Origin of the sequence: Aquincola agrisoli, assembly GCF_036621135.1 — a bacterium.
GTDB classification, from domain to species: domain Bacteria; phylum Pseudomonadota; class Gammaproteobacteria; order Burkholderiales; family Burkholderiaceae_C; genus Aquincola; species Aquincola agrisoli.
In genome coordinates this window covers 20,242-38,714 of the sequence record NZ_JAZIBG010000041.1, presented here as the reverse complement: position 1 = coordinate 38,714, position 18,473 = coordinate 20,242, and the positions used below count along the sequence as shown (strand labels likewise).

Genomic DNA, 18,473 nt, shown 5'->3' with positions numbered 1-18,473 from the left:
ATTCGTGCGTAGGCGTTCGCCCCGTGCCCACCCGCCGGGCGGCGGCACCGCCCTCCCGGCGGACCGCCGGCAGGATCGTCAGTCCTGCTTGCGGATGCGGACCGGGCCGCGCTTGGGGGCCGCGGGCGCCGCCGGCTCGGCCGCCGCGTCGAGGCCCAGGCTGGCGGCCAGCGCCTGCTCCGGCGTGGCCTCGGCGCCGGCCGAGGCGGCCTCGGCGGCGGCCTCGTCGGCCTTGATCACGCGGGTGTAGGGCGCCAGGATCTGCACCAGCTGCGCATAGACCTTGGCGTTGCCGGCGACGACCTCGCGCTGGTAGAGGTAGTCCGACTCGCCGGTGAAGTTGCCGATCAGGCCGCCCGCCTCGGTGATCATCAGCGAGCCGGCCGCGATGTCCCAGGGGTTCAGGCCGGTCTCGAAGAAGCCGTCGTAGTAGCCGGCGGCCACGTAGCAGAGGTCGAGCGCGGCAGCGCCTGGGCGGCGCACGCCCGCGCAGCTCTGCATGATCTCCTCGAACATCTTGATGTAGCGCTTGAAGTTGTCGCCGCGGCGGAACGGGAAGCCGGTGCCGATCAGCGCGTCGGACAGCCGGGTGCGGCGCGAGACGCGCAGGCGCTTGTCGTTCAGGAAGGCGCCGCGGCCCTTGGAGGCGTAGAACAGGTCGTTGCGGCTCGGGTCGTAGACCACGGCCTGCTGCACCACGCCGCGGTGGGCCAGCGCGATGGACACCGCGTAGACCGGGAAGCCGTGGATGAAGTTGGTGGTGCCGTCGAGCGGATCGATGATCCAGACGAACTCGCTGTCCTTCGCGCCCTGCGAGCGGCCCGATTCCTCGGCCAGGATGCCGTGGCCGGGATAGGCCTGCAGCAGCGTGTCGATGATGACCTGTTCCGCCGCCTGGTCGACCTCGGTGACGAAGTCGTTCGGACCCTTGTGGTTGATCTTCAGCAGTTCGAGGTCGAGCGAGGCCCGGTTGATGATGCTGCCCGCCGCGCGTGCCGCCTTGATGGCGATGTTGAGCATGGGGTGGAGCGTTTGCGACATGGGCGACCTATCGGAATCGTGGCGGAAGACGTGGGGACGTCGAAGGGGGCGGCAGCGGGGGCAAAGAGCGGCGCAGCGCGGACAATCCAGCCCCCGCTGCGGGAAAACCCGTCGATTTTAGCTGCGTGCCCCTGCCGATGACCACCGACCCGACCCGTTTCATCCTCGTCAACACCAGCCATCCCGGCAACGTGGGCGCGGCCGCGCGGGCGATGAAGGTCATGGGCTTCTCCGACCTGGTGCTGGTGCAGCCCCGGTTCGGCGACGTGCTGAGCCAGGAGGAAACGGTCGCGATGGCCAGCGGCGCGGCCGACATCCTGGTGCGCGCGCGCATCGTGGCCTCGATCGACGAGGCGCTCGACGGCATCGACCACCTCTGCGCCACCGCGATGACGCCGCGCGATTTCGGCCCGCCGACCCATGCACCGCGGGCGCATCTTCCGGCGCTGGCCGCGCGCGGCGCGCGGCTCGGCTTCGTCTTCGGCAGCGAGCGCTACGGGCTGCCCAACGAGGTGGTCTACCGCTGCCACGCCTGCCTGAGCATCCCGACCGACCCGGCCTACGGCTCGCTGAACCTCGCGCAGGCGGTGCAGGTGATCGCGTACGACTGGCGGCAGGCGCTGGGCGGCTTCGGCGTCGTGCCCCGGGCGCCCGCGGCGGCGCCGGCCGACGCCGCCGCCGTGCAGGGGCTGCTGTCGCACTGGCGGGAGGTGCTGGAGGCCATCGGCTACCTGGATCCGGCGGCCCCCAAGAAGCTGATGCCGCGCCTGAACCAGGCGGCCAACCGGCTCGACCTCACCGCCGACGAAGTGCACATCCTGCGGGGCATCGCCAAGACCGTGGCGCGGCTTGTCCCTCCCGCCGGCTGATATTCGCCGCACGCATACACTGGCTCGATTTCCACCTATCCGACGCCCATGTTCAGCCGATTGCGTGAAGACATCGCCTGCATCCTCGAGCGCGACCCCGCGGCGCGCTCGACGTGGGAGGTGCTCACCTGTTACCCCGGCCTGCACGCGCTGGTGCTGCACCGGCGGGCGAACTGGTGCTGGCACCACGGCTTGAAGTGGCTGGGGCGCTTCGTGTCGCACATCGGCCGCTTCCTGACGGGCATCGAGATCCACCCCGGCGCCACGGTGGGCCGGCGGGTGTTCATCGACCACGGCATGGGCGTGGTGATCGGCGAGACCGCGGAGATCGGCGACGAATGCACGATCTACCAGGGCGTCACGCTCGGCGGCACCTCGCTGTCGCGCGGGGCCAAGCGGCACCCGACGCTGGGCCGGGGCGTGATCGTCGGCGCCAATTCTCAGGTGCTCGGGGGGTTCACGGTGGGCGACGGGGCCCGCATCGGCTCGGGCGCGGTGGTGGTCAAGCCGGTGCCGCCGGGTGCCACCGCGGTGGGCAACCCGGCGCGCGTGATCCAGGCCGACGCCGAGGCCGCGCGCGAGGCGGCGGCCGCGCGCATGGGGTTCTCGGCCTACGGCGTGACGCAGGGCGACGATCCGGTGGCGCAGGCGATGAAGGGGCTGATCGACAACGCTTCGGGCCACGAGCACCAGATCGCGCTGCTGTGGCAGGCGATCGAGAAGCTGTCTTCGCGTTCGCGCGAGCTGCCCGGCGCCGACTGCGTGCCGCAGGACGCCCAGACCACCGAGCGTTTCGACGCCGACGGCCTCAACCGGCTCGTCAAGTGACCCGGGGCCCGGCGCCGCCGGGCCCTTCCGCTGCGCCTACAGCACGAACAGCAGCGGCACGCCCAGCAGCCACAGGCCTCGCCAGTCGCGCTCGATCTCCAGCTTCAAGGTGCCGCTGAATGGCGTGACGAAGCCGTCGGGCTCGACGCTGCGGTAGCGGAAATAGTAGGTGCCGGGCTGCTCGGGACGCGGCAGCGTCCAGTTCGGCGCATCCAGCTCCGCCCGCACGACGCCCTGCGTGAAGCCCTCGTCGCGCGCGAGTTCGACCTGCTGCCGGTCCTCGGGGCGGCCGGTCCAGCGCAGGTCGAGCTGCCGCCCGTCCGACGACAGCCCGCCGCCCGCGGCCGGCGGGGCCGCGCGCACCGTCAATGCCTGCGGGTCGCTCCACGGGCCCTGCGTGCGGCGCTCGCCCTGGGGCGGCCGTACGCTGGCGATGCGCCAGTGGTAGTTGCCGGCCTGGGGCAGGTGGACGGCGATGCGGGGCCCGACGATCTGCGGATCGGCAAAGACGAGCTGGGTGAAGGCCGCGTCGCGGGCCACCTGCAGGTGGTAGTGCTGCGCCTCGAGCGATTCCGCCCAGGTGAACCACACGGTGCCTGCGCCGACCTGGCCGCCTGCGCGGGGTGCCGAGGGGGCGGGCGGCTCGGGCCGGGCGGCCAGTGTGAAGCGGTGCGTGCTGTCGAGCCCTTCGATGCCCGACGCGTCGACACGCCGCACACGCAGCGACCAGTCGCCGTCGGGCAGCCCGGCGATGCGGACCTCGGCGCCGGCGGGCAGGCGTTCGTCGCTGACGATGCGCTCGAAGCGCTCGTCGTGCGCCACCTGCACGCGCAGCGCCGTCGCCTCGCCGGGCACCGCGAAGCGCACGACAGGGCGCTCGAAGGTGCCGGGCAGCTCGCCCAGCGCCGGGCCGGGCGGCAGCGGCCGCAGCACCGCGGCCGCTGCGGGGCCGCCCACGGCGGCGCCGTAGTGCATGGCGACGTCGACGCCGGCCTCCGGCCGGCCGGCCGGATCGGCGCGCACGAGGCCTTCGAGCACCTCGGTGCGGGTGCCGAGGTCGTCGCCGTGGTGCACGCGGTACTCGGTGCCGCGCACGCCGATCACGGCGGTCGGCGATTGCACTTCGAGCGGCTTGGCGCGCAGCAGCCGGGCGGCCAGCACTTCGAGCGACCCGCGCACCAGGCGCATGGTGCCGGCGAAGAAGCCGTCGTCGTCGGGGCGGGCCCCCACGCGGGCGCTCTGCGCGAGCCCTGCCTCGCTGGCCGGCTGCACCCGCACGCGGGAGCCGTCGTCCAGTTCGACGACGGCGGAGGCGTTGCCCGCCGTGGTCAGCGCCTGGCCGGCGCCCAGGATGGTGCCGGCCGAGGCGGGGCGGCCGTCGACGCGGACATCGCCCTCGACGCCCACGAGCCGGGCCGCCACCGGATCGGTGCGCAGCAGCCGCTGCGGCACGTTCAGCACCTGGCCGGGGTAGATGCGGTTGCCGTCGGGCAGGCGGTTCAGCCGGGCCACCTCGCGCCAGGCCGCGGGGCCGGCAAACACCTCGTTCGACAGGCGCCACAGCGTGTCGCCCTCGCGCACCTCGATCGGCAGCGTCGCTTCGGCGGCCGCGGCTGCCAGCGGCAGCAGCGCCAGCGCCAGGATCGGCAGGGCGCGCCTCATGCGGCGGTGCCTGCCTGGCGCAGGGCCGACTTCGGGCGGAACGCGCGGCACACGGCCGGATCGGTCTCGATGTACGGACCGCCGATCAGGTCGACGCAGTAGGGCACCGCGGCGAAGATGCCCGGCATCGGTGGCTCGGCCTGCGGCAGCCCTTCGAGCGTCTCGGCGATGGACTTGGGCTGCCCGGGCAGGTTGATGATCAACGCCTGCTTGCGGATGACGGCGACCTGGCGCGACAGGATCGCGGTGGGCACGAAGCGCAGGCTGATCTGGCGCATCTGCTCGCCGAAGCCCGGCATCACCCTGTCCGCGACGGCCAGCGTGGCCTCGGGCGTGAGGTCGCGCGGCGCGGGGCCGGTGCCGCCGGTCGTCAGCACCAGGTGGCAGCCGCGGTCGTCGACCAGCTCGCGCAGCGCGGCGCTGACGGCGGCCTCTTCGTCGGGCACCAGCCGCGTTTCCCAGTCGATCGGGTTGCGCAGCGCGCGGCCCAGCCAGTCGCGCAGGGCAGGAATGCCCTTGTCTTCGTAGACGCCGGCCGAGGCGCGGTCGCTCACCGAGACGAGGCCGATCTTGATGCTGTCGAACGAGGTCATCGCAGGGTGCTCCTCAAAGGCATGGGATTCGCCGTGCTGCGCGAGCGCCGGCGGCGGCGGATCAGTCGTCCTGCGCGGAGCGCTGCGTCTTGACGAACTGGAAAAGCTCGCGCCAGGCCTTGCCGTGCCGTTGCTCCGGCGGCAGCACCGCCTCCTTGCGGGCAGCGCGGATCAGGCTGCGCAGGTGCTGCAGGTCGGTGCCCGGCGACTCGGCCATCCAGCGCGTCAGCGCCTCGTCGTCGTTGACCAGCTCGAGGCGCCACTGCTCCAGCCGGTGCAGCTCCAGCGTGCTCTGGGCGCTGCCGAGCTGGGCCGCCGCCACGGCCTCGCGCAGCGGCTCGGTGTCGGTCCGGCGCATCAGCTTGCCGACGTACTGCAGGTGGCGCCGCCGGCCTTCATGCGACCGGATGCGGCGGGTCTCGCGCAGGGCCTCCAGCAGGGCCTCCGGCATCGGCACGCCGGCCAGGCGGTCGTCGGGCAGCGCCGCCAGGGCCTCACCCAGTCGTTGCAGCTCGTGCGCCTGCTTCTTGAGCAGCGTCTTGCTGGGGCGCTCGTCGGCGTCGGAAAGGTCGGTCGTGTTCGGTGGCATGGGCAGGCAGGAAGCGGCCTCTATGATAATTTGCGACCACCCATCCTCCACACACCTCATGTCCGATCACCGCGCCACCACCGCCAAGGGCTTTGCCTACACGCGAGAACAGTTCCAGCAATGCGTGGAGGATGCTTTGGCGATGGCGCGCAAGCTGGGCGCCAGCGACGCGGGCGCGGAAGCCTCGGAGGGCACGGGCCTGTCGGTGTCGGTGCGCAAGGGCGAGCTCGAGAACGTCGAGCGCAACCGCGACAAGTCGCTGGGCGTGGCGGTGTACCTCGGCCGCCGGCGCGGCAACGCCAGCACCTCCGATTTCTCCCAGGCCGCGATCGAGCGCACGGTGCGTGCGGCCTACGACATCGCGCGCTTCACGGCGGAGGACCCGGCGGCCGGCCTGCCCGACGAAGCCGACCTCGCCACCGCGCAGGAGGCGTCGCGCGACCTCGATCTCTTCCACCCGTGGGATGTCGACGCCGAGGCGGCCGCCGAGCTCGCCCACCGCTGCGAGGCCGCGGCGCTGGCCACCGACCGGCGCCGGATCACCAACTCCGAGGGCGCCGGCGTGTCGGCGCAGCAGTCGCACTTCTTCGCCGGCAACTCGCGCGGCTTCCGCGGCGGCTATGCCAGTTCGCGGCATTCGCTGTCGGTGGCGCCGATCGCCGGCCGCGGCGACGGCATGCAGCGCGATGCGTGGTACACCTCGATGCGCTCGGCCGGCGAGCTGGCGTCGCCCGAGGCCGTGGGCCGCTACGCCGCCGAACGTGCGCTGTCGCGGCTCAAGTCCCACAAGATCCCCACCTGCGAGGTGCCGGTGCTGTTCGAGTCGCCGCTGGCCGCCGGCCTGCTGGGCGCGTACGTGCAGGCGACCAGCGGCGGTGCGCTCTACCGCAAGGCCAGCTTCCTGGTCGACTGCCTGGGCAAGCCCGTGCTGGCCGACCACCTCGACGTGCGCGAGGATCCCTTCATCCTGCGCGGCAAGGCCAGCGCCCCCTTCGACGACGAGGGCGTGCGCACCCGGGCGCGCACGGTGGTGGAGGCCGGCGTGGCGCAGGGCTACTTCCTGTCGAGCTACTCGGCACGCAAGCTGGGCATGCGCACCACCGGCCATGCCGGCGGATCGCAGAACCTCACGCTGACCAGCCGGCTCACCCGTCCCAAGGACGACCTCGACGCCATGCTGCGCAAGCTGCACCGCGGCCTGTTCGTGATCGAGCTGATGGGCCAGGGCGTCAACTACGTGACGGGCGACTACTCGCGCGGCGCGGCCGGCTTCTGGGTCGAGAAGGGCAAGATCGTGCACCCGGTGGAAGAGGTGACGATCGCCGGCCACCTGCCGCAGATGCTGCGGCAGATCGTGGCGGTGGGGGCGGATGCCTACACGATGGGTGGCAAGACCACCGGCTCCATCCTGATCGAGAAGATGAAGGTCGCCGGCAGCTGACGGCGGCCGGGGCGCGTGGCGCGCCCTGCCGCCGGCCGCGCTCAGCCCAGGGCCTGGGCCTGCAGGAAGAGCCGGGTGCTGCGGGCGCCGCTGCGGCAGAACGCGAGGATGGGCCGCGGCAGCTCGGCCAGCAGCGCGGCGAAGGCCGCGATCTCCTCGGGCGACTGGTAGCCGCCGTTGACCGGCAGGTAGCGGTACTCCAGCCCCGCGGCACGCGCGGCAGCCTCGATGGCGGCGCTGGTGGGCTGGTCGGCACCGCCCTCGAAGTCGGGGCGGTTGTTCACCACGCTGCGGAAGCCGGCCTGGGCGGCCTGCGCCATCGCGTCGGGCGTGAGCTGGGGCGCGACGCAGACGTCGGGCGCCACGGGGGATGCGGGCAGTGTCATGGGGCCAAGCTTACTTGCTCAGCGCGGCTTTGACAGCCGCGGACACCAGTCCCATGTCGGCCTTGCCGGCCAGCCGGGCCTTCACGGCGCCCATCACCTTGCCCATGTCGCCGGGGCCCGCGGCACCCAGCTCGGCCACGATCGACCCCACCTCGGCGGCGATTTCCTCGGCCGTCAGGCGTTCGGGCAGGTAGGCCTGCAGCACCAGGATCTCGGCGCTTTCCTTGTCGGCCAGGTCGGCACGGGCCGCCTGCTGGTAGGCGGCGACCGAATCCTTGCGCTGCTTGATCAGCTTGTCGACCAGCGCGACGACCTGGGCGTCGTCGGCGACGATGCGCTCGTCGACCTCCTTTTGCTTGATGGCCGCGAGCAGCATGCGGATGGTGGACAGCCGGTCGGCTTCCTTCGCGCGCATCGCGCTCTTCATGTCTTCGGTGATGCGGTCCTTGAGGCTCATGGCGGTGCTTTCCTGAAGAGGGTGTCCCAGAAACGACAAAGCCCGCAGCGGCGTCCCGCGCGGGCTTGTGGCTTGCAGCGAGCAGCTCAGTAGAGCTTCTTCGGCAGCTGCATGCTGCGAACGCGCTTGAAGTGACGCTTGACGGCGGCTGCCTTCTTGCGCTTGCGTTCGGAGGTGGGCTTTTCGTAGAACTCGCGTGCGCGCAGTTCGGTCAGCAGGCCGAGCTTTTCGATGGTGCGCTTGAAGCGGCGCAGTGCAACGTCGAACGGCTCGTTCTCTTTGACGCGAATCGTGGTCATGTAACGGTGAATCCTGGTTTGTGCGCTCGGTGCCCGACGAGGTGCTTGAGTTCCGGAATCCGGTTTTCCGGCACACCAGGCGGATCGAGGCGCGGGTTTGCAGCAAAGACGGCGAGTATAGCGTGAAATTGGCGTTTGTCACATCGGCGCAAGCGCGGCCGCGCAGGCCGCGGCGCTGGCCCAGGCCCACTGGAAGTTGTAGCCGCCGAGCCAGCCCGTCACGTCCACCACCTCGCCGATGAAGTGCAGCCCGGGCTGCAGCCGGCTCTCCAGCGTCTGCTGGTTCAGCTCGCGCGTGTCGACGCCGCCGGCCGTCACCTCCGCCTTGCGCCAGCCCTCGCTGCCGTCCGGCAGCAGCTGCCAGGCCTGCAGGCTGGCGCCGAGGGCGTCGAGGTCGCGGTCGCGCACCTGTGGCATCGCCTGGGTCGCGTCGAGCCCCAGGCGGGCGAGCCAGGTGTCGGCCAGGCGCTGCGGCAGGTGCTGCGCCAGTTCGTTGCCGAGCTGCCGCTTCGACCGGGTCTTGGCGGCCTTGAGCAGCGCGGCCAGGTCGCGCCCGGGCGCGAGGTCGATCGTGACGGGTTCGCCGGGGCGCCAGTAGCTGGAGATCTGCAGCACCGCCGGCCCGCTCAGGCCGCGGTGGGTGAACAGCAGGTCCTCGAGGAAGCGCGTGCGGCGCTTGCCGCTGCCCGCGTCGATGTGCACCTCGAGCGACAGCCCCGCCAGCGCGGCGAACGGGGCCCAGGTGTCGGCCGCGAAGGTCAGCGGCACCAGCGCCGGCCGCGGCTCGACGATGCGGTGGCCGAACTGCCGCGCGAGGCGGTAGCCGAAGTCCGTCGCGCCGATCTTCGGGATCGACAGCCCGCCCGTGGCCACCACCACCCGCGGCGCGGCGGCGGGGCCCCGGTCGGTCTCGACCTCGAAGCCGCCTTCGCCGCGGCGCACGCCGCGCACCGCGCAGGGCTGCCAGCGCTCCACGCCGCCGGCCTCGCACTCGGCCAGCAGCATCTCGATGATGCGTTCGCTGCCCTCGTCGCAGAACAGCTGGCCGCGGTGCTTCTCGTGGAAGCCGATGCCGTGGCGCTGCAGCAGCGCGATGAAGTCCTGCGGCGTGTAGCGGGCCAGCGCCGAGCGGCAGAAGTGCGGGTTCTCCGAGAGGAACTGCGCCGGTGTCGCGTCGCGGTTGGTGAAGTTGCAGCGGCCGCCGCCGGAGATGCGGATCTTCTCGGCGAGCTTCGGGGCGTGGTCGATCAGCAGCACGCGGGCACCGGCCTGGCCGGCCATGGCGGCGCAGTGCAGGCCGGCCGCGCCCGCGCCGATCAGGATGGCGTCATATCGCAACATGGGGCGGCATCATAGGGGGGCGCCCCCTCTACACTGCCCCGCCATGAACATCCTGATCATCGGTGCCGGCCGCGTGGGGGAGAGCGTGGCCGAAAGCCTGGTCTCGGAGCGCAACGACATCACGGTGGTCGATACCGATCCGCGCCGCCTGGCCGCCCTGCAGGACCGGCTCGACCTGCGCGGCGTCGCCGGCAACGGCATCCAGCCCTCGGTGCTGCGCGAGGCGGGCGCCGACGACTGCGACATGCTGATCGCCTGTGCCGCCGCCGACGAGACCAACCTCGTCGTCTGCAAGGTGGCGCACGACGTGTTCAACGTGCCCACCACGATCGCCCGGCTGCGCTCGCCGGAGTTCGAGGGCGGCTCCGCGCTGCTGTCCAAGGACTCGGGCTTCGCGGTCGACGAGGTGATCTGCCCCGAGGCCTCGGTCACCAGCTACATCCGCAAGCTGGTCGACTTCCCCGAGGCGCTGCAGGTGCTGGAGTTCGTCGGCGGCCTGGTCAGCCTGATCACCGTGCGCGCCGTGCGCGGCGGGCCGATGGTGCAGCACAGCCTGGCCGAGCTGCCGCAGCTGGTGCCCGATGCCGACATGCGCATCGTCGCCATCTACCGCGGCAACGAATCGGTGCCGCTGGAGGGCAGCACGCGCATCGCGGCGGGCGACGAGGTCTTCGTGCTCGCCGCCACGCAGCACGTGCGCCACGTGCTGGGCGCGCTGCGCCAGATGGACAAGCCCGCCCGCCGCGTGATGATCGCCGGCGGCGGCCGCGTGGGCCTGCGCCTGGCGCGCGAGCTGGAGGCCGGCTACGACATCAAGCTCATCGAGTTCAACCGCCAGCGCTGCGACTACCTCGCGACCCAGCTCTCCGGCCGCACGCTGGTGCTGCACGCCGATTCCACCGACGAGGACCTGATGGAGGACGAGAACGTCCGCGAGATGGACCTCTTCGCGGCGCTCACCAGCGACGACGAGGACAACATCATGGCCTGCCTGCTCGCCAAGCGGCTGGGCGCGCGGCGCGTGCTCGCGCTGATCAACCGCCGCTCCTACGCCGACCTGGTGCAGGGCACGCAGATCGACATCGCGATTTCGCCGGCGCACGCGGTGATCGGCGAGCTGCTCACCCACATCCGCCGCGGCGACGTGGAGGCGGTGCACAGCCTGCGCCGCGGCGCGGCCGAGGCGCTGGAGATCGTCGCCCGCGGCGACGAGCGCAGCTCCAAGGTGGTCGGCCGCTGCGTCGAGCAGATCGCGCTGCCGAAGGGCGCGCAGATCGGCGCCCTGGTGCGCGGCCTGCACGGGGAGGGCGACGGGAAGCCCGGCGCGCCCCAGGTGCTGATGGCGCACCACGACACCGTGATCGAGACCGACGACCACGTGATCGTCTTCCTGCCGCACAAGCGCATGGTGCGGGACGTCGAGCGCCTGTTCCAGGTCGGCGTCACCTTCTTCTGACGATGCGTCCGCGAACCTCCCGGCGCCGTTCGAGGCGCGCCACCGCGTGGGGCGTCAGCGTGCTGCCGCTGGTGCCCATCATCGGCTTCATCGTGCTCGTCTTCGCGCTGACCATGCTGGTGCCGCTGGCCTTCGCATGGGGCGGCATGGACGAGGCGCGCTTCGCCTACGACGACGCCATCCTCGTCACCGCGGCCAGCGGCCTGGTGCTCTGGGCGGGCGGGCGGCGCTTCAAGCGCGAGCTGCAGCCGCGCGACGGCTTCCTGCTCGTCACGCTGGTGTGGACGGTGCTGCCCGCCTTCGCGACGCTGCCGCTGATGCTCTACCTCCCGGGCCTGAGCTTCACCGATGCCTACTTCGAGGCGATGTCGGCCTTCACCGCCACCGGCGCAACGGTGTTCACGCAGCTCGAGATGCTGCCGCTGTCGATCAACGTGTGGCGCTGCTTCCTGCAGATGGTCGGGGGGCTGGGCATCATCGTGCTGGTGGTGGCCGTGCTGCCGCTGCTGGGCGTGGGCGGCTCGCAGCTCTTCAAGGCCGAGACGCCGGGGCCGATGAAGGAGGCCAAGCTCACGCCGCGCATCGCCGAGACGGCGCGCGGGCTGTGGGTCGTCTACTTCGTGCTGTCGGCGGCCTGCATGCTGGCCTACCGCGCCGCGGGCATGAGCTGGGCCGATGCATTCATGCACAGCTGCGCCACGGTGGGGCTCGGCGGCTTTTCCAGCTACGACAACGGCTTCGGCCACTGGAACTCCCCGCTGCTCGACACCGTCGCGATGGTCTTCATGCTGCTGGCCGGCATCAACTTCGCGCGTTACTTCGTCGTCTGGCGCACGCGCTCGCTGCGCCCGCTGCTCACCTGCACCGAGGCGCGCTGGTACCTCGGCTGGATCGCCGCGACCATCGCCGTGATCGCGGTGTACCTGTCGGTCAACCGCACCTTCTCCGATCCGTGGCAGATGCTGCGCCACGTCTCGTTCCACGTCGTCTCGCTGGCCACCACCACCGGCTTCGTGTCGGCCGACTACGAGCAGTGGCCGCTGTTCGCCCCGGTGCTGATGTTCATGCTCGGCTGCTTCGCGAGCTGCGCCGGCTCCACCGGCGGCGGCATCAAGATGGTCCGCATGATCCTGCTGCTGAAGCAGGCGCAGCACGAACTGGTGCGCATCGTGCACCCGCGCGTCGTCAACCCCGTGCTGCTCAACGGCCAGGTGGTGCCGCAGACCGTGCTGGCCGCGGTGCTGGCCTACATGCTGATCTACGGCGGCTCGCTGATCGGGCTGACGCTGCTGCTGCTGCTGTCGGGGCTCGATCTCGTCACCGCCTTCTCGGCGATCGTTGCCTGCGTCAACAACATCGGCCCGGGCCTGGGCGAGGTGGGGCCGTCGGTCAACTTCCAGGGCCTGACGGACTACCAGACCTGGATCTGCACCTTCGGCATGCTGCTGGGCCGGCTGGAGCTGCTGACCGTGATGGTGCTGTTCACCCCGCAGTTCTGGCGAAAGTAGCCCGAAGATCGGGCAATTTTTGCAATCACAAAACGTCAAGTTCGCGCACAGCGCTCCGATACATCCCTGCACAAGCCTCGGCAGCCGGCTCTCCGGGCGGCTACCGAAACACACGTCGATTGGGCGCGCGGCCACCAGGCCGTGCATCACCGGGGTATTGCAGTATGGATGTAACCAATGCGCAGGGAGCGGCCTCGACGGCCGCCCGCGCCAGCCAGCGCTTCGTGATGCTGGCAGCCGCCGCGCCCGGCGCGGCAGGGGCCCTGGCCCTCCTGGCCCTGGCCCCGCTGGGCTGGACGAGCGGCGCCGCCGCCGGCCTGCTCGCCGCCGCCAGCGTCGCGGCGGCCCTGGCGGTGCGCCGCGCCGTCGGCCGCGAGACGCAGGCGCTCGACGCCTACGTCCAGAGCCACCAGCAGCTGGGTGAAGACCTGGCGCCGGTGTGGACGGGCCACATCGAGAACTCGCGCCACCAGATGGAAAACGCCGTGTCGGCGCTGACCGGCCAGTTCGCCGGCATCGTCGACAAGCTCGACCGCGCGGTGAAGGTGTCCGACACCTCGGCCGGCACCAGCGGCGAAGCCGGCCTGCTGGCCGTCTTCAACCGCAGCGAGGAGCAGCTCTCGTCGGTGGTGACCTCGCTGGAGGCCGCCAACCAGGGCAAAGCCGAGCTGGTCGAGCGCGTGCAGCAGCTGAGCCAGTTCATCCAGGAGCTGCAGCAGATGGCGACCGACGTGGCCGCCATCGCCGCGCAGACCAACCTGCTCGCCGTCAACGCCGCCATCGAGGCGGCGCGCGCGGGCGACGCGGGCCGCGGCTTCGGCGTGCTGGCGCAGGAGGTGCGCAAGCTGTCCTCCATGTCCGGCGACACCGGCAAGCGCATCGCCGACAAGGTGCGGCTGGTCAGCGAGGCCATCGTCGCCGCCAGCGAGGCGTCGCGTGCGTCCAGCAGTGCCGACGAGGCCTCGATGCACGGCGCGCGCGATGTGATCGCCCGCGTGCTGCACGACCTGCGCGCGGTGACCGACGGCCTGCTGCATTCCACCGAGGTGCTCAAGAGCGAGAGCATCGGCATCCAGGGGGAGATCTCTGGCGCGCTGGTGCAGCTGCAGTTCCAGGACCGCGTGGGCCAGATCCTCAGCCACGTCAAGCAGAACATCAGCCGCCTGCCCGACACGCTGGCGGAGAACCGCCGGCAGTTCACCGACACCCGCGTGCTCGCGCCCGTCTCGGCCGCCGCGCTGCTGGCCGAGCTGCAGAGCACCTACGCGATGGCCGACGAGCACCACGTGCACCAGGCCCAGGGCCAGGCGACCGCCCAGGCCACCGAATCCGAGATCACCTTCTTCTGAGCACCGCCATGTCCAAGACCATCATGATCGTCGATGACTCCGCCTCGCTGCGCCAGGTGGTCGGCATCGCCCTGCGCAATGCCGGCTACGACGTGCTCGAAGGCTGCGACGGCAAGGACGCGCTGTCCAAGCTGAAGGGCCAGAAGGTGCACCTGATGATCAGCGACGTGAACATGCCCAACATGGACGGCATCAGCTTCGTCAAGGCGGTGAAGCAGAACCCGTCCTACAAGTTCACGCCCATCGTGATGCTGACCACCGAGACGGCCGACGGCAAGAAGGCCGAAGGCCAGGCCGCGGGCGCCAAGGCCTGGGTCACCAAGCCCTTCAAGCCCGAGCAACTGCTCGGCGTGGTCCAGAAGCTGGTCCTGCCCTGAAGCCGCCGGGCCATCCGCCCGGTCCCCCCTTCGGCAACTACGGAGTGTTGCGATGACGACGAACCCATCCTCGGACGAGGCGGGCAGCGCCTGCCTGCGCCTCGACGGCGAACTGACGATCTACCGCGCGGCCGAACTCAAGCCCGTGCTGCTCGACGCCGTGCGGCGCAGCCCCGCGCCCTGCATCGATCTCTCCGGCGTGAGCGAGATCGACACCGCCGGCGTGCAGCTGCTGCTGCTGGCGCGGCGCGAAGCCGCCTCGCTGGCGCGCACGCTGCAACTCGGCACGCCCAGCGATGCCGTGCGCGAGGCCTTCGGCCTCTTCGAGCTGGCGCTGGACGCGCCCGCCGAGGCCGCCGCCGCGGCCTGATCCAGGACAAGCAAGGAAACCGCCCATGAACCTCGACCAGGCCCTGCAAACCTTCATCGCGGAAAGCCGCGAGCTGCTGGAGCAGATGGAAGATGCGCTGCTGTCGCTCGGCCACCTGCAGGACGACGACGCCACCTCGGAAGCCGTCAACGCGATCTTCCGCGCGGCGCACACCATCAAGGGCTCGTCGGGCCTCTTCGGCCTCGACGCGATCGTCGAGTTCACCCACGTCGTCGAGAGCGTGCTCGACGAGGTGCGCGCCGGCCGCATCCCGGTCGACCCGACCCTGGTGGCGCTGCTGCTCGGCTGCGGCGACCACATCGGCGCGCTGGTCGCGGCGGTCGATGCCGGCGGCGATGCGCCCGATCCGGCCCTGGTGGCCCGCGGCAAGCCGCTGTGCGACCAGCTCTGCGTCTACCTCGGCGGCACCGGGCGTGCCCACGCCGCCGCCGAAGCCACCGCGCAGGCCGAGCCGGCCGCCGGCGAGGCCGAGAACTGGCACATCTCCGTGCGCTTCGGCACCGGCGTGCTGCGCAACGGCATGGACCCGCTGGCCTTCATCCGCTACCTCGGCACGCTCGGCCGCATCACCCGGCTGGTGACGCTGGACGACGCGCTGCCCGAGGCCGACGAGATGGACGCCGAGTGCTGCTACCTCGGCTTCGAGATCGCGCTGCACACCACGGCCGACAAGGCCGCGATCGAGGCGGTGTTCGAGTTCGTGCTCGACGACTGCCAGCTGCGCATCCTGGCGCCGCAGCGCCGCATCGACGAGGTCGTCGCGCTGATCCGCTCGCTGCCGGAGTCGCCCGAGCGCCTCGGCGAGATCCTGGTGCGCTGCGGCACCGTCACCGCCCACGAGCTGGCGCGGGCGCTGCAGACCCAGGCGAGCGAGCAGCCGTCGACGCCGATCGGCCGCATCCTGGTGGAGCAGAACGGCGTGCCGCCGGCCGTGGTCGATGCCGCGCTCGACAAGCAACAGCGCTCGCGCGAGGCGCGCAGCACCGAGAGCCAGTCGATCCGCGTCGATGCCGCCAAGCTCGACCAGCTGATCGACCAGGTCGGCGAACTCATCATCGCCGCCGCGGGCGCGAACCTGGCGGCCCGCGCGGCGCGCGACGCCGAGCTGGTCGAGCTCAACAGCGCGGTGTCGCAGCTGGTCGAGCAGGTGCGCGACAGCGCCCTGCAGCTGCGCATGGTGAAGATCGGCGCCACCTTCAACCGCTTCCAGCGTGTGGTGCACGACGTGGCGCGCGAGCTGGGCAAGGACATCGCGCTCGAGGTGAGCGGCGAGGACACTGAGCTCGACAAGACGGTCGTCGAGCGCATCGGCGATCCGCTGACCCACCTGGTGCGCAACTCGATGGACCACGGCATCGAGCCGGCCGAGCTGCGCGCGGAGCGCGGCAAGCCGGCGCGCGGCGTGGTACGGCTCAACGCCTTCCACGACTCGGGCAGCATCGTCATCGAGGTCAGCGACGACGGCGGCGGGCTCAACCGCGAGAAGATCCTGGCCAAGGCCGTCGAGCGCGGCCTGGTCGAGCCCGGCAAGGTGCTGTCGGACGGCGAGATCTACAACCTGATCTTCGAGCCGGGCTTCTCGACGGCCGAGCAGGTCACCAACCTGTCGGGCCGCGGCGTCGGCATGGACGTCGTCAAGCGCAACATCACTGCGCTGCGCGGCAGCGTCGACATCGGCAGCCGGCCCGGCGAGGGCACCACCGTCACGGTGCGGCTGCCGCTCACGCTGGCGATCATCGAAGGCTTCCAGCTCGCGATCGGCAAGGCGGTGTTCGTCGTGCCTCTCGACGTGGTGGAGGAGTGCGTGGAGTACGAGGCCGACGCCGGCAACGACTACACCGACCTGCGCGGCGAGGTGCTGCCGCTGATCCGTTTGCGCGAGCTGTTCGAGCTGGGCGGCGAGCCCGGCCGGCGCCAGAACATCGTGGTCGTGCGCCACGGCAGCCAGAAGGTCGGCCTCGTCGTCGACACGCTGCTGGGCGAGTTCCAGACCGTCATCAAGCCCTTGTCGAAGATGTTCGCGCAGGTCAAGGGCATCAGCGGCTCCAGCATCCGCGGCAGCGGCGACGTGGCCCTGATCCTCGACGTCCCGGCCCTGGTGGGCCAGGCCCTGAACGCCAGCCACCGCAATGTCGACCGGCCGGCTTCCGCCGCGGGCGCGCAGCCTGCTTCGCATTCCTGAAAGGACACGCTCCATGTTCACCAACGTCAAGATCGGAACGCGGCTGATCGCCGGGTTCCTCATCGTCGCCGGCATCAGCGCGGTGGTCGGGGCGGTGTCGCTGACGAACGCCGCCAAGATGAACGACCTCGCCGAAGGCATGTACAGCCGCGAGCTGATGGGCCTGTCGCACATCAAGGAGGCCAACATCCAGCTGGTGGCCGTCGGCCGCGCCCGCTCCAACTTCCTGCTGGCCACCTCCGCCGAGGAGCGCGAGCGCCACCTGGCGTCGATCGCCAAGAGCAGCGCGCAGGCGAAGGAGTCGATCGACAAGGCCCGCCCGCTGTTCGTCAGCGACCGCGCCAGGGACCTGTTCAGCTCGGTCGGCAAGACCTGGGACGACTACCAGCGCGACATGCAGCATGCGCTCGGCGTGGCCGCCAAGAGCGCGCTGGCCGAACGCAACGACGAGCTCGCGCAGTCGATGGGCCGCGTGCGCGAGCGCGCCGATGCGCTGGACACGATGCTCGGCGAGCTGACGACCCAGAAGCAGCAGCGCGCCGAGGCCGCCTACGGCGAGGTCGAGGCGCTCTACCACGACAGCCGCAGCGTGATGGTCGCGCTGGTCACCGGCGGCGTGCTGCTGGGCATCGCGCTGGGCTTCTTCATCAGCCGCAGCGTCACCCGGCCGCTCAGCCGTGCCGTCAAGGCCGCCGATGCGCTCGCCGAGGGCGATCTCACCGTGGCGCTGGAGGTCAAGGGCCGGGACGAGACGGCCGCGCTGCTGAAGTCGATGCAGCACATGGTCGACCGGCTGTCGCGCGTGGTGCACGAGGTCAACAGCGGCGCGCAGGGCCTGGCCAGCGCGTCCGAAGAAGTGAGCGCGACGGCGCAGTCGCTGTCGCAGGCGTCGAGCGAGCAGGCCGCGGGCGTGGAAGAGACGAGCGCGTCGATCGAGCAGATGACGGCCTCGATCGCGCAGAACACCGAGAACGCGAAGGTGACGGACGGCATGGCCACCAAGGCGGCGAGCGAAGCGGCCGAAGGCGGCGAGGCGGTGAAGGCCACGGTGGTGGCGATGAAGCAGATCGCGCAGAAGATCGGGATCATCGACGACATCGCGTACCAGACGAACCTGCTGGCGCTGAACGCGGCGATCGAGGCGGCGCGAGCGGGCGAGCACGGCAAGGGCTTCGCGGTGGTGGCGGCGGAGGTGCGCAAGCTGGCCGAGCGCAGCCAGGTGGCGGCGCAGGAGATTGGCACGGTGGCGTCGAGCAGCGTGGAGCTGGCCGAGCGCGCGGGCAAGCTGCTCGACGAGATGGTGCCGAGCATCAAGAAGACCTCGGACCTGGTGCAGGAGATCACCGCGGCATCGGAAGAGCAATCCTCGGGCGTGGGCCAGATCAATGCGGCGGTGGGGCAGCTGAGCACCACGACGCAGCAGAACGCGTCGAGCTCGGAGGAGCTGGCGGCCACGGCCGAGGAGATGAGCGCGCAGGCCGAACAGCTGCAGCGCACGATGGCCTTCTTCCGCCTCGACGAGCAGAACGCACCCTCCGAGGCCGCCGCCCCCGCGCGCCGGGCCGTGAGCGCCGCGCAGGCCGCGTCGCGCCGTTCCGCATCGCCGGCGCGCCCGGCTGCCCGGCGCGTGGCCGTCGCCGACCCGGTCGACGAAGCGAATTTCACGTCGTTCTGACGACAGCCCCTGATCCCCGAGAAAGACGA

At 71.2% G+C, this 18,473-nt stretch carries 18 protein-coding genes; 10 read left to right on the top strand and 8 right to left on the bottom strand.

Annotated features, from left to right (window positions below):
* Positions 1-78 precede the first annotated feature (78 nt).
* A complete protein-coding gene (locus tag V4F39_RS20665) occupies positions 79-1,041 on the bottom strand; it encodes an inositol monophosphatase family protein (RefSeq protein WP_332291804.1) in 963 nt (320 codons plus the stop codon).
* A 137-nt stretch (positions 1,042-1,178) separates the two neighbouring features.
* Between V4F39_RS20665 and V4F39_RS20660 the strand changes: the two genes are divergently transcribed.
* Both V4F39_RS20660 and cysE read left to right on the top strand, forming a co-directional pair.
* Positions 1,179-1,910 carry an RNA methyltransferase gene (locus V4F39_RS20660; RefSeq protein ID WP_332291803.1) on the top strand — a complete coding sequence of 244 codons (732 nt, stop codon included), beginning with the start codon at positions 1,179-1,181 and terminating at the stop codon, positions 1,908-1,910.
* Between the two features lie 48 nt (positions 1,911-1,958).
* Positions 1,959-2,738, top strand: a complete 780-nt coding sequence (cysE, locus tag V4F39_RS20655; RefSeq protein WP_332291802.1) for a serine O-acetyltransferase — start codon at positions 1,959-1,961, stop codon at positions 2,736-2,738.
* Positions 2,739-2,774: 36 nt separating this feature from the next.
* Here the strand turns inward: cysE and V4F39_RS20650 are convergent, their stop codons facing one another.
* The 3 genes from V4F39_RS20650 to yjgA form a co-directional block, all read right to left on the bottom strand.
* Positions 2,775-4,400, bottom strand: a complete 1,626-nt coding sequence (locus V4F39_RS20650; protein WP_332291800.1) for a FecR family protein — start codon at positions 4,398-4,400, stop codon at positions 2,775-2,777.
* Positions 4,397-4,993, bottom strand: a complete 597-nt coding sequence (gene mog, locus V4F39_RS20645) for a molybdopterin adenylyltransferase (protein WP_332291799.1) — start codon at positions 4,991-4,993, stop codon at positions 4,397-4,399. Before mog ends, V4F39_RS20650 begins: the two co-directional genes overlap by 4 nt.
* A gap of 61 nt (positions 4,994-5,054) precedes the next feature.
* Positions 5,055-5,582, bottom strand: coding sequence for a ribosome biogenesis factor YjgA (yjgA, locus tag V4F39_RS20640; protein ID WP_332291798.1), 528 nt, complete (start codon positions 5,580-5,582; stop codon positions 5,055-5,057).
* 58 nt (positions 5,583-5,640) lie between these two features.
* Here yjgA and pmbA point away from each other — a divergent pair, with 58 nt between their 5' ends.
* The gene (gene pmbA, locus V4F39_RS20635; protein WP_332291796.1) at positions 5,641-7,023 is read left to right on the top strand and encodes a metalloprotease PmbA; all 1,383 of its coding nucleotides are present in this window, start codon (positions 5,641-5,643) and stop codon (positions 7,021-7,023) included.
* 41 nt (positions 7,024-7,064) lie between these two features.
* Here pmbA and V4F39_RS20630 read toward each other — a convergent pair whose 3' ends face one another.
* From V4F39_RS20630 to V4F39_RS20615, 4 genes are all read right to left on the bottom strand, one after another.
* On the bottom strand, positions 7,065-7,409 hold the full coding sequence (locus tag V4F39_RS20630) for a protein tyrosine phosphatase family protein (RefSeq protein WP_332291795.1): 345 nt from the start codon (positions 7,407-7,409) through the stop codon (positions 7,065-7,067).
* Positions 7,410-7,419: 10 nt separating this feature from the next.
* Entirely contained in the window at positions 7,420-7,866 is a 447-nt protein-coding gene (locus tag V4F39_RS20625; RefSeq protein ID WP_332291794.1) for a GatB/YqeY domain-containing protein, read from the bottom strand.
* Between the two features lie 86 nt (positions 7,867-7,952).
* Complete coding sequence (gene rpsU, locus V4F39_RS20620) at positions 7,953-8,165, bottom strand: 30S ribosomal protein S21 (protein ID WP_046115624.1); 213 nt, start codon at positions 8,163-8,165, stop codon at positions 7,953-7,955.
* A 138-nt stretch (positions 8,166-8,303) separates the two neighbouring features.
* Complete coding sequence (locus tag V4F39_RS20615) at positions 8,304-9,506, bottom strand: BaiN/RdsA family NAD(P)/FAD-dependent oxidoreductase (protein WP_332291791.1); 1,203 nt, start codon at positions 9,504-9,506, stop codon at positions 8,304-8,306.
* Between the two features lie 43 nt (positions 9,507-9,549).
* On the opposite strand from V4F39_RS20615, the gene trkA reads away from it, so the two are divergent.
* From trkA to V4F39_RS20580, 7 genes are all read left to right on the top strand, one after another.
* Complete coding sequence (gene trkA / locus V4F39_RS20610; protein ID WP_332291790.1) at positions 9,550-10,962, top strand: Trk system potassium transporter TrkA; 1,413 nt, start codon at positions 9,550-9,552, stop codon at positions 10,960-10,962.
* A gap of 113 nt (positions 10,963-11,075) precedes the next feature.
* Positions 11,076-12,470, top strand: coding sequence for a TrkH family potassium uptake protein (locus V4F39_RS20605; RefSeq protein WP_332291840.1), 1,395 nt, complete (start codon positions 11,076-11,078; stop codon positions 12,468-12,470).
* A gap of 164 nt (positions 12,471-12,634) precedes the next feature.
* Positions 12,635-13,819: a methyl-accepting chemotaxis protein gene (locus tag V4F39_RS20600; protein WP_332291789.1), complete on the top strand. Its 1,185-nt coding sequence runs from the start codon at positions 12,635-12,637 to the stop codon at positions 13,817-13,819.
* A gap of 8 nt (positions 13,820-13,827) precedes the next feature.
* Positions 13,828-14,196: a response regulator gene (locus V4F39_RS20595; RefSeq protein ID WP_332291787.1), complete on the top strand. Its 369-nt coding sequence runs from the start codon at positions 13,828-13,830 to the stop codon at positions 14,194-14,196.
* Between the two features lie 52 nt (positions 14,197-14,248).
* Positions 14,249-14,566 (top strand): STAS domain-containing protein, encoded by a 318-nt coding sequence (locus V4F39_RS20590; protein WP_332291786.1) that lies wholly within the window; start codon positions 14,249-14,251, stop codon positions 14,564-14,566.
* 25 nt (positions 14,567-14,591) lie between these two features.
* Positions 14,592-16,769 (top strand): chemotaxis protein CheA, encoded by a 2,178-nt coding sequence (locus V4F39_RS20585; RefSeq protein ID WP_332291785.1) that lies wholly within the window; start codon positions 14,592-14,594, stop codon positions 16,767-16,769.
* 13 nt (positions 16,770-16,782) lie between these two features.
* Complete coding sequence (locus V4F39_RS20580) at positions 16,783-18,444, top strand: methyl-accepting chemotaxis protein (RefSeq protein ID WP_332291784.1); 1,662 nt, start codon at positions 16,783-16,785, stop codon at positions 18,442-18,444.
* The last annotated feature ends 29 nt before the right edge of the window (positions 18,445-18,473 follow it).

Bases quoted from the DNA above. Each gene is read 5' to 3' on its own strand.
- V4F39_RS20665 (WP_332291804.1), bottom strand. From the start codon at position 1,041: ATGTCGCAAACGCTCCACCCCATGCTCAACATCGCCATCAAGGCGGCA.
- V4F39_RS20660 (WP_332291803.1), top strand. From the start codon at position 1,179: ATGACCACCGACCCGACCCGTTTCATCCTCGTCAACACCAGCCATCCC.
- cysE (WP_332291802.1), top strand. From the start codon at position 1,959: ATGTTCAGCCGATTGCGTGAAGACATCGCCTGCATCCTCGAGCGCGAC.
- V4F39_RS20650 (WP_332291800.1), bottom strand. From the start codon at position 4,400: ATGAGGCGCGCCCTGCCGATCCTGGCGCTGGCGCTGCTGCCGCTGGCA.
- mog (WP_332291799.1), bottom strand. From the start codon at position 4,993: ATGACCTCGTTCGACAGCATCAAGATCGGCCTCGTCTCGGTGAGCGAC.
- yjgA (WP_332291798.1), bottom strand. From the start codon at position 5,582: ATGCCACCGAACACGACCGACCTTTCCGACGCCGACGAGCGCCCCAGC.
- pmbA (WP_332291796.1), top strand. From the start codon at position 5,641: ATGTCCGATCACCGCGCCACCACCGCCAAGGGCTTTGCCTACACGCGA.
- V4F39_RS20630 (WP_332291795.1), bottom strand. From the start codon at position 7,409: ATGACACTGCCCGCATCCCCCGTGGCGCCCGACGTCTGCGTCGCGCCC.
- V4F39_RS20625 (WP_332291794.1), bottom strand. From the start codon at position 7,866: ATGAGCCTCAAGGACCGCATCACCGAAGACATGAAGAGCGCGATGCGC.
- rpsU (WP_046115624.1), bottom strand. From the start codon at position 8,165: ATGACCACGATTCGCGTCAAAGAGAACGAGCCGTTCGACGTTGCACTG.
- V4F39_RS20615 (WP_332291791.1), bottom strand. From the start codon at position 9,506: ATGTTGCGATATGACGCCATCCTGATCGGCGCGGGCGCGGCCGGCCTG.
- trkA (WP_332291790.1), top strand. From the start codon at position 9,550: ATGAACATCCTGATCATCGGTGCCGGCCGCGTGGGGGAGAGCGTGGCC.
- V4F39_RS20605 (WP_332291840.1), top strand. From the start codon at position 11,076: ATGCTGGTGCCGCTGGCCTTCGCATGGGGCGGCATGGACGAGGCGCGC.
- V4F39_RS20600 (WP_332291789.1), top strand. From the start codon at position 12,635: ATGGATGTAACCAATGCGCAGGGAGCGGCCTCGACGGCCGCCCGCGCC.
- V4F39_RS20595 (WP_332291787.1), top strand. From the start codon at position 13,828: ATGTCCAAGACCATCATGATCGTCGATGACTCCGCCTCGCTGCGCCAG.
- V4F39_RS20590 (WP_332291786.1), top strand. From the start codon at position 14,249: ATGACGACGAACCCATCCTCGGACGAGGCGGGCAGCGCCTGCCTGCGC.
- V4F39_RS20585 (WP_332291785.1), top strand. From the start codon at position 14,592: ATGAACCTCGACCAGGCCCTGCAAACCTTCATCGCGGAAAGCCGCGAG.
- V4F39_RS20580 (WP_332291784.1), top strand. From the start codon at position 16,783: ATGTTCACCAACGTCAAGATCGGAACGCGGCTGATCGCCGGGTTCCTC.